The sequence below is a fragment of the Kitasatospora sp. NPDC002543 genome, from assembly GCF_053594915.1.
The window spans coordinates 22,658-29,514 of sequence record NZ_JBSFWR010000107.1; the positions used below are offsets into that span (position 1 = coordinate 22,658).

The window sequence follows — 6,857 nt, forward strand, 5'->3', positions numbered from 1 at the left end:
GGCCGGGGCCGGGAACCACGCGAAGGTGTGACGCGTGTCCCGGCCCCGGGCCGTTCGGCGAATCCGGTCGGATCGTCAGATCCGCGCCACGCCCTCGGCCCGGGCGGCCTCGGCGACGGCCTTGGTGACCGCCGGCGCGACCCGCTCGTCGAACGGCGAGGGGATGACCTTCTGCGGCGTCAGCTCGTCGGCCACGACGCCGGCCAGCGCCTTGGCGGCGGCCAGCTTCATGCCCTCGGTGATCCGGGAGGCGCGGACCTGGAGGGCGCCCGCGAAGATGCCCGGGAAGGCCAGCACGTTGTTGATCTGGTTCGGGAAGTCGCTGCGGCCGGTGGCGACCACGGCGGCGTACTTGTGCGCGACCTCGGGGTGGATCTCCGGGGTGGGGTTGGCCATCGCGAAGACGAACGCGCCCTCGGCCATGGTCGCGACGACCTCCTCCGGCACGGTGCCGCCGGAGACGCCGATGAACACGTCGGCGCCGGCCAGCGCGTCGGCCAGCGTGCCCTTGACCCCGGTGCGGTTGGTCCGCTGGGCGATCTCGGCCTTGACGTCGGTGAGGTCGCCGCGGCCCTCGTACACCACGCCCTTGCGGTCGCAGACGGCCACGTCGCCGATGCCGGCCGCGACCAGCATCTTGGCGATGGCGATGCCGGCCGCGCCGGCGCCGGAGATGACGGCCCGCAGCGATCCGATCTCCCGGCCGGTCACCTTGGCGGCGTTCCACAGGGCGGCGGTGGTGACGATCGCGGTGCCGTGCTGGTCGTCGTGGAAGACCGGGATGTCCAGGGCCTCCTGGAGCCGGCGCTCGATCTCGAAGCAGCGGGGCGCGGAGATGTCCTCCAGGTTGACGCCGCCGAAGGAGGGCGCGAGCCGGACGACGGTCTCGACGATCTCGTCGACCCCGGTGCAGGCGAGCGCGATCGGCACCGCGTCCACGCCGCCGAACTGCTTGAACAGGATGGCCTTGCCCTCCATCACCGGCAGCGAGGCCTGCGGGCCGATGTCCCCGAGGCCCAGCACGGCGGTGCCGTCGGTGACCACCGCGACGGTGTTGGACTTCCAGGTGTAGTCGTTGACCAGTTCGGGCTGCTCGGCGATGGCCGTGCAGACCTTGGCGACACCGGGGGTGTAGGCGAGGGACAGGTCGTCCGCGTCGCGCACCGGGACGGTCGCCCGGATCTCCATCTTGCCGCCGCGGTGGAGCGCGAAGACCGCGTCGACCGGATCGTCGGTGTCCTGGGTGCTGCTGTGAATGATCTCCGCTGCCACGATGACCTCTTCGTCATTGATCTGGCGAGGACGCGCGGCCGACGGACAGGACGACCCGGCCGGAAACCGGAAACCGGGTACGCCGAAGCGAACCCGGGGGCCAGGGTCGGGGCGCTGCCGTCGGGCGGCGCCCTCGGATGAGGGTGTTATGGGGTCTTGTGTTGTCCGCGTTGTGCTTCCAGGCCGAGCGTAGGTCGGACGGAGGCATCGCACCTATGCCTTTTCGTCCTCGTCACGTACGGTTCACGCCGCGCTGTCGCATCACAGGGGCCCGGCGTCGGAAGCGCCGGGCTCCGGCGGCGGCAACGGCATGAGCGCACGCGCACCCGCAGGAGTGAACGCAGAGCCGAAGGGGAGTCGGCGCCCCGGATACGGAGCCGCGTGAGGACTTCCGTTCCCGGGCACCCCGAGCCTGTCGGGGCTCGTCGGTCTGGTTCGAGCGTTCGGGGGTCACCCGGTAACGAATTCTGACACACCCGCCGCCGGGCCCGGCAGGCCGGGATGGCAGGATCGCTTGTCCGCCATTTCGCGTACACCCTCGCGACACGCCGTGGCGGCCGCTCGTCCCTCCCACAGGAGCCGCCCTCATGCCTCACGTCCGCCCCGCCCGTCGTCAGATCCCGGCCGCCACCGCCCTGGCCGTCGCCGGAGCCCTGCTGCTGACCGGCTGCGGCGGCGGGAAGGCCGCCGCGGAGGATCCGGTCAAGGACCTGCGCGGCAAGCTGCCGAAGGAGCGGCGGGCGGCCGGGGTACTGCGGATCGGAATGGACGTCAACTACGCCCCGGTGGAGTTCAAGGGCCCGGACGGCGCCCCGACCGGGCTCGACCCCGACCTCGCGGCCGCCCTCGGCCGGATCCTCGACGTGCGGGTCGAGTTCGTCGACACCCCCTTCGACAAGCTGGTGCCGAACCTCCAGGGCAAGCAGTACGACCTGGTGATGTCGGCGCTCAGCGACACCCGCCGGCGCCGCGACGCCGTGGACGAGAACGGCAAGCCGGCCGGGCCCGGCGTGGACTTCGTGGACTACTTCATCGCCGGCACCTCGATCATCGTCCCGAAGGGCAACCCGAAGGCGATCAAGGGCCTGGACGACCTGTGCGGCAAGACCGTCGCGCTCCAGCAGGGCACCACCCAGGACGAGATCGTCACCCGCCAGGTGGCCGTCTGCGCCCGGGCCGGCCGCCCGCCGCTGACCCCCCACAAGCTGGACACCGACGCCAAGGCGCTGGCCGAGGTCGCCTCCGGCGCCGCCGCGGCCGGACTGAACGACTACCCGGTGGCCGCCTACGCGGCGAAGACCACCGACGGCGGCGGCCGCTTCGAGGTGACCGGCGGGCAGTCCACCTCCAACCCGTACGGGATCGCGCTGCGCAAGGAGGACGGTGCGCTGCGCGACGTGCTGGCCAAGGCGATCGACCAGCTGATCCGCAGCGGCGAGTACGACAAGATCCTGGCCAAGTGGAACGTCACGGCCGGTGCCGCGCAGAACGCGGTGGTCAACGGGGGCATCTGAGCGGGCGGACGGCGGGCGGAGGGCGGGCCTCCCGATGCGGTACGGACCGGTCCGCATACCTATGCGCAGAGTGACAGTGGTACGGGATAAGTCCGAATAGCGGACAGCGCGACCCCTCGTTATCCGATTTTGATCTGGATGAGGGCCACCTGACTGTCGTCAGATGGCAGGATTCCCCCCATCTCGGATCGAGCCGGCCACAGGTCGAGACAGTCCGGTCAACGTCCACCTCGGCGGAGGGTGGCGGAAGCAGTACCTCGTACAACCCCGGGCGGCTCCCCCCGCGCCCGGGCAACTGCACGACCCGGCCTGCACGTACGACGACGTACGGCGACACGCACCCGTACCGAGCCGCGCAGCTCGCCGTTCCGGTGCGCCGCTCCCGCGGCGCGCTCCGCCCGACCTCTCTCCCCCAGGATGGAGATCCCCCTCATGACCACCCGTACCCAGCGCAGCCGGCTCCTCGCAGCCGGTGTGGTCGCCGCCTCGGTCTCCCTCGTGCTGACCGGTTGCAGCAGCAGCAAGAGCGAGAGCAGTGGCGCCCCCAACGCCTCCGCGACCGTCAACGAGGTCAAGGCCGACCCCAAGCTGGCCGCGCTCGTCCCGGACGACGTCAAGGCCGCCGGCAAGCTCGTGGTGGGCGCGGACGCCTCCTACGCGCCGGACGAGTTCAAGGACGACAGCGGCAAGGTCATCGGCATGGACGTCGACCTGGCCAACGCCATCGCCGCCAAGCTCGGGCTGAAGGCCGACGTCCAGGACTCCGGCTTCACCGCGATCATCCCCGGCATCCAGTCGAACAAGTTCCAGCTCGGCATGTCGTCCTTCACGGACAACAAGGAGCGCGAGCAGATCGTCGACATGGTCACCTACTTCAACTCCGGCAGCGCCGTCGCGGTGAAGAAGGGCAACCCGGAGAAGATCGACCCGAAGGACCTCTGCGGCAAGAAGGTCGCCGTCCAGACCGGCACCACCCAGGCCGACGAGATCAAGGACACCCGCGACCCGGACTGCGCCAAGGCCGGCAAGCCGGGCATCCAGAACGGCGGCGACAAGTTCGACCTCCAGACGGACGTCACCAACGCCGTCGTCTCCGGCCGCGACCAGGCCCTGATGGCCGACTCCCAGGTCGTCGACTACGCGGTGAAGCAGTCCGGCGGCCAGCTGGAGAAGGTCGGCGAGACCTACGGCGTCGCCCCCTACGGTGTGGCCCTGTCCAAGGGCTCCAAGCTCACCCCGGCCATCCAGGGCGCCGTCCAGTCGCTGATCGACGACGGCACCTACAAGCAGATCCTCAGCAAGTGGGGTGTCGAGGCCGGCGCCATCGACAAGTCGGTCGTCAACGGCGCCGTCTGACCCTCGCCCGCTTCACCTTCTCCCCCGAGGCCACACCGTGAACTCTTTGGACAAGGGGACGGCGGAGAAGGGGCGGCCTGAGATCATCAAGGCCGTCCCCGTCCGCCACCCCGGACGCTGGGCCGGCGCCGTCGTCATCGCCGTACTCGCGGCGATGCTCGTGAGCGCCCTCTTCACCAACCCCGCTTTCAAGTGGGACATCGTCGGTCAGTACCTGTTCCACGACAGCATCATGCACGGGCTGCTGGTGACGCTGGAGCTGACCGTTCTCGCCATGCTCATGGGCGTGGTCGGCGGCATCGTCCTCGCGGTGATGCGCCTGTCCCCGAACCCGCTGCTGGCCGGCGTCGCCTGGGTCTACATCTGGATCTTCCGCGGCACCCCGGTGCTGGTGCAGCTGGTGTTCTGGAACTTCCTCGGCCTGATCTGGGCCAAGCTGTCGGTCGGCGTCCCGTGGGGGCCGGAGTTCTGGTCCGAGCAGACCAACGTGCTGATCCCGACCTTCGTCGCCGCGCTGCTGGGCCTCGGACTCAACGAGGCCGCCTACATGGCGGAGATCGTCCGCGGCGGCATCCAGTCGGTGGACGAGGGCCAGACCGAGGCCGCGCACGCGCTCGGCATGAGCCGGTTCCAGACCATGCGCCGGATCGTCCTGCCGCAGGCCATGCGGGTGATCATCCCGCCGACCGGCAACGAGACCATCTCGATGCTGAAGACCACCTCGCTGGTCTCCGTGATCTCCCTGGAGGAGATCTTCCGGGCCGGCCAGGTCATCTACTCCCGGAACTACCAGAACATCCCGCTGCTGATCGTGGTCAGCCTCTGGTACCTGTTCTTCACCTCCGTGCTGACCATCGGCCAGTACTACATCGAGCGCCACTACGCCCGGGGTTCCAACCGCACCCTGCCGCCCACCCCGCTGCAACGGCTGCGGGGCCTGTTCGCCGGCAAGCCCGCTCCGAAGACGACCGCCGACGTCGTCCCGGGACTCGAGGGAGGTGGTCACGTATGACCGACCTGACCAAGCCCCCCGCCGGGGCCGCCGCGGCCGCCGAGCCCATGGTCCGTGCCGAGAACGTGCACAAGTCCTACGGCCCGGTCGAGGTGCTCAAGGGCATCGACCTGGAGGTCAGACAGGGCGAGGTGTTCTGCCTGATCGGCCCCTCCGGCTCCGGCAAGTCCACCTTCCTGCGCTGCATCAACCACCTGGAGAAGATCAACGGCGGCCGCCTCTGGGTGGACGGCGAACTGGTCGGCTACCGGCAGCGGGGCGACCGGCTGCACGAGCTCAAGGACCGCGAGGTCGCCCTCAAGCGGCGCGACATCGGCATGGTCTTCCAGCGCTTCAACCTGTTCCCGCACATGACCGCGATCGAGAACGTCATGGAGGCGCCGGTCCAGGTCAAGGGCGAGAGCAGGGCCGACGCCCGCGAGCGCGGAATGGCCCTGCTGGAGCGGGTCGGCCTCGCCGACAAGGCGAAGAACTACCCCTCGCAGCTCTCCGGCGGCCAGCAGCAGCGCGTGGCGATCGCCCGCGCGCTGGCCATGAAGCCCAAGCTGATGCTCTTCGACGAGCCCACCTCCGCGCTCGACCCGGAGCTCGTCGGCGACGTCCTGGACGTCATGCGCGGCCTCGCCGAGGAGGGCATGACCATGGTGGTCGTCACCCACGAGATGGGCTTCGCCCGCGAGGTCGGCGACGCCCTGGTGTTCATGGACGGCGGTGTGGTGGTCGAGTCCGGCAACCCCCGCGAGGTGCTCACCGACCCCCAGCACGAGCGCACCAGGGCCTTCCTGTCCAAGGTGCTCTGACCTTGTGCTCCCGGCGCCCGGCAGGCCCTTCCTGCCGGGCGCCGACCCCTTCCCGCCTGGGAGAAGAGGCCGGAGCCCGGTACGGGTAATAGGCTGGAGGCAGGAAGCCCGTTACCGAATCCTGGAAGGACCCCTGTGGAGCTCGCCGCCTACGCCGATCTCGCCGTTCGGCTGGTGAACACCGAGGAGCCCGAGCGCGGCACCGACACGCTGACCTCCGTGGAGGCCGTGCGCGGCCTGTTCTCCGAGGCCTCGCGGGCCGCCGCCCTCGCCGACGAGTCCGACCTGCCCCGGCTGCGGGCCGTGCGGACCCGGCTGCGCGGGGTCTTCGAGGCCGCCGCCGAGGGGGACGAGGTCCGCGGCGTCGACCTCCTGAACAGCCTGCTGATGGAGTACCCCGTCAGCCCGCTGGTCTCCGGACACGACTACCTGGACGACGCCGGGCGGCCGCGCTGGCACCTGCACCTGGCCGACAACTCCCCCACCGCCACCGCGCACTTCACCGCGGTCGCCTGCATGGGCCTGGCCGTCCACCTCACCGAACTGGGCGCCGACCGGCTCGGCATCTGCCAGGCCACGCCCTGCCGCAACGCCTACCTGGACACCTCGACCAACCGCTCCCGCCGCTACTGCTCGGACCGCTGCGCCACCCGCGCCAACGTCGCCGCCTACCGGGCCCGCAAGCGCCAGGAGGCGGAGGCGGCGAGCCGGGCCTAGCCACGGCCGCGCGTTGTGAAGACCGGCCCTGGGGCGTGTCTGACAATTCCCGCCGGGCGTGCGACGCCAATTGTCAGACACGCCCTAGACCCAATGCCGGTGACTTTAGGTAGTGGCGTGTGGCGTGATGGTGGGTGTTGCTGGGTGTGGTGGTGGCCAGTTGCGGTGTTGGGCGTGTTTGAGGGG

Annotated in this window: 6 protein-coding genes; 5 read left to right on the forward strand and 1 reads right to left on the reverse strand. The window is 70.3% G+C overall.

Annotated features, from left to right (window positions below; genetic code table 11):
• Positions 1 to 75: 75 nt before the first annotated feature.
• A complete protein-coding gene (locus tag ACWD4P_RS31760; RefSeq protein ID WP_359828407.1) occupies positions 76 to 1,272 on the reverse strand; it encodes an NAD(P)-dependent malic enzyme in 1,197 nt (398 codons plus the stop codon).
• Between the two features lie 587 nt (positions 1,273 to 1,859).
• Between ACWD4P_RS31760 and ACWD4P_RS31765 the strand changes: the two genes are divergently transcribed.
• The 5 genes from ACWD4P_RS31765 (at position 1,860) to ACWD4P_RS31785 (ending at position 6,671) form a co-directional block, all read left to right on the forward strand.
• Positions 1,860 to 2,786 (forward strand): ABC transporter substrate-binding protein, encoded by a 927-nt coding sequence (locus ACWD4P_RS31765; RefSeq protein ID WP_359828406.1) that lies wholly within the window; start codon positions 1,860 to 1,862, stop codon positions 2,784 to 2,786.
• Between the two features lie 432 nt (positions 2,787 to 3,218).
• Positions 3,219 to 4,142: an ABC transporter substrate-binding protein gene (locus ACWD4P_RS31770; RefSeq protein WP_359828404.1), complete on the forward strand. Its 924-nt coding sequence runs from the start codon at positions 3,219 to 3,221 to the stop codon at positions 4,140 to 4,142.
• A gap of 37 nt (positions 4,143 to 4,179) precedes the next feature.
• Positions 4,180 to 5,154, forward strand: coding sequence for an amino acid ABC transporter permease (locus tag ACWD4P_RS31775; RefSeq protein WP_359828402.1), 975 nt, complete (start codon positions 4,180 to 4,182; stop codon positions 5,152 to 5,154).
• Positions 5,151 to 5,954: an amino acid ABC transporter ATP-binding protein gene (locus ACWD4P_RS31780; RefSeq protein WP_359828401.1), complete on the forward strand. Its 804-nt coding sequence runs from the start codon at positions 5,151 to 5,153 to the stop codon at positions 5,952 to 5,954. The genes ACWD4P_RS31775 and ACWD4P_RS31780 overlap by 4 nt, the downstream gene beginning before the upstream one ends.
• A 135-nt stretch (positions 5,955 to 6,089) precedes the next feature.
• Positions 6,090 to 6,671 (forward strand): CGNR zinc finger domain-containing protein, encoded by a 582-nt coding sequence (locus ACWD4P_RS31785; protein ID WP_359828399.1) that lies wholly within the window; start codon positions 6,090 to 6,092, stop codon positions 6,669 to 6,671.
• The last annotated feature ends 186 nt before the right edge of the window (positions 6,672 to 6,857 follow it).

Excerpts from the sequence above, each read along its gene's own strand:
- ACWD4P_RS31765 (WP_359828406.1), top strand. The coding sequence starts at position 1,860 with ATGCCTCACGTCCGCCCCGCCCGTCGTCAGATCCCGGCCGCCACCGCC.
- ACWD4P_RS31770 (WP_359828404.1), top strand. The coding sequence starts at position 3,219 with ATGACCACCCGTACCCAGCGCAGCCGGCTCCTCGCAGCCGGTGTGGTC.
- ACWD4P_RS31780 (WP_359828401.1), top strand. The coding sequence starts at position 5,151 with ATGACCGACCTGACCAAGCCCCCCGCCGGGGCCGCCGCGGCCGCCGAG.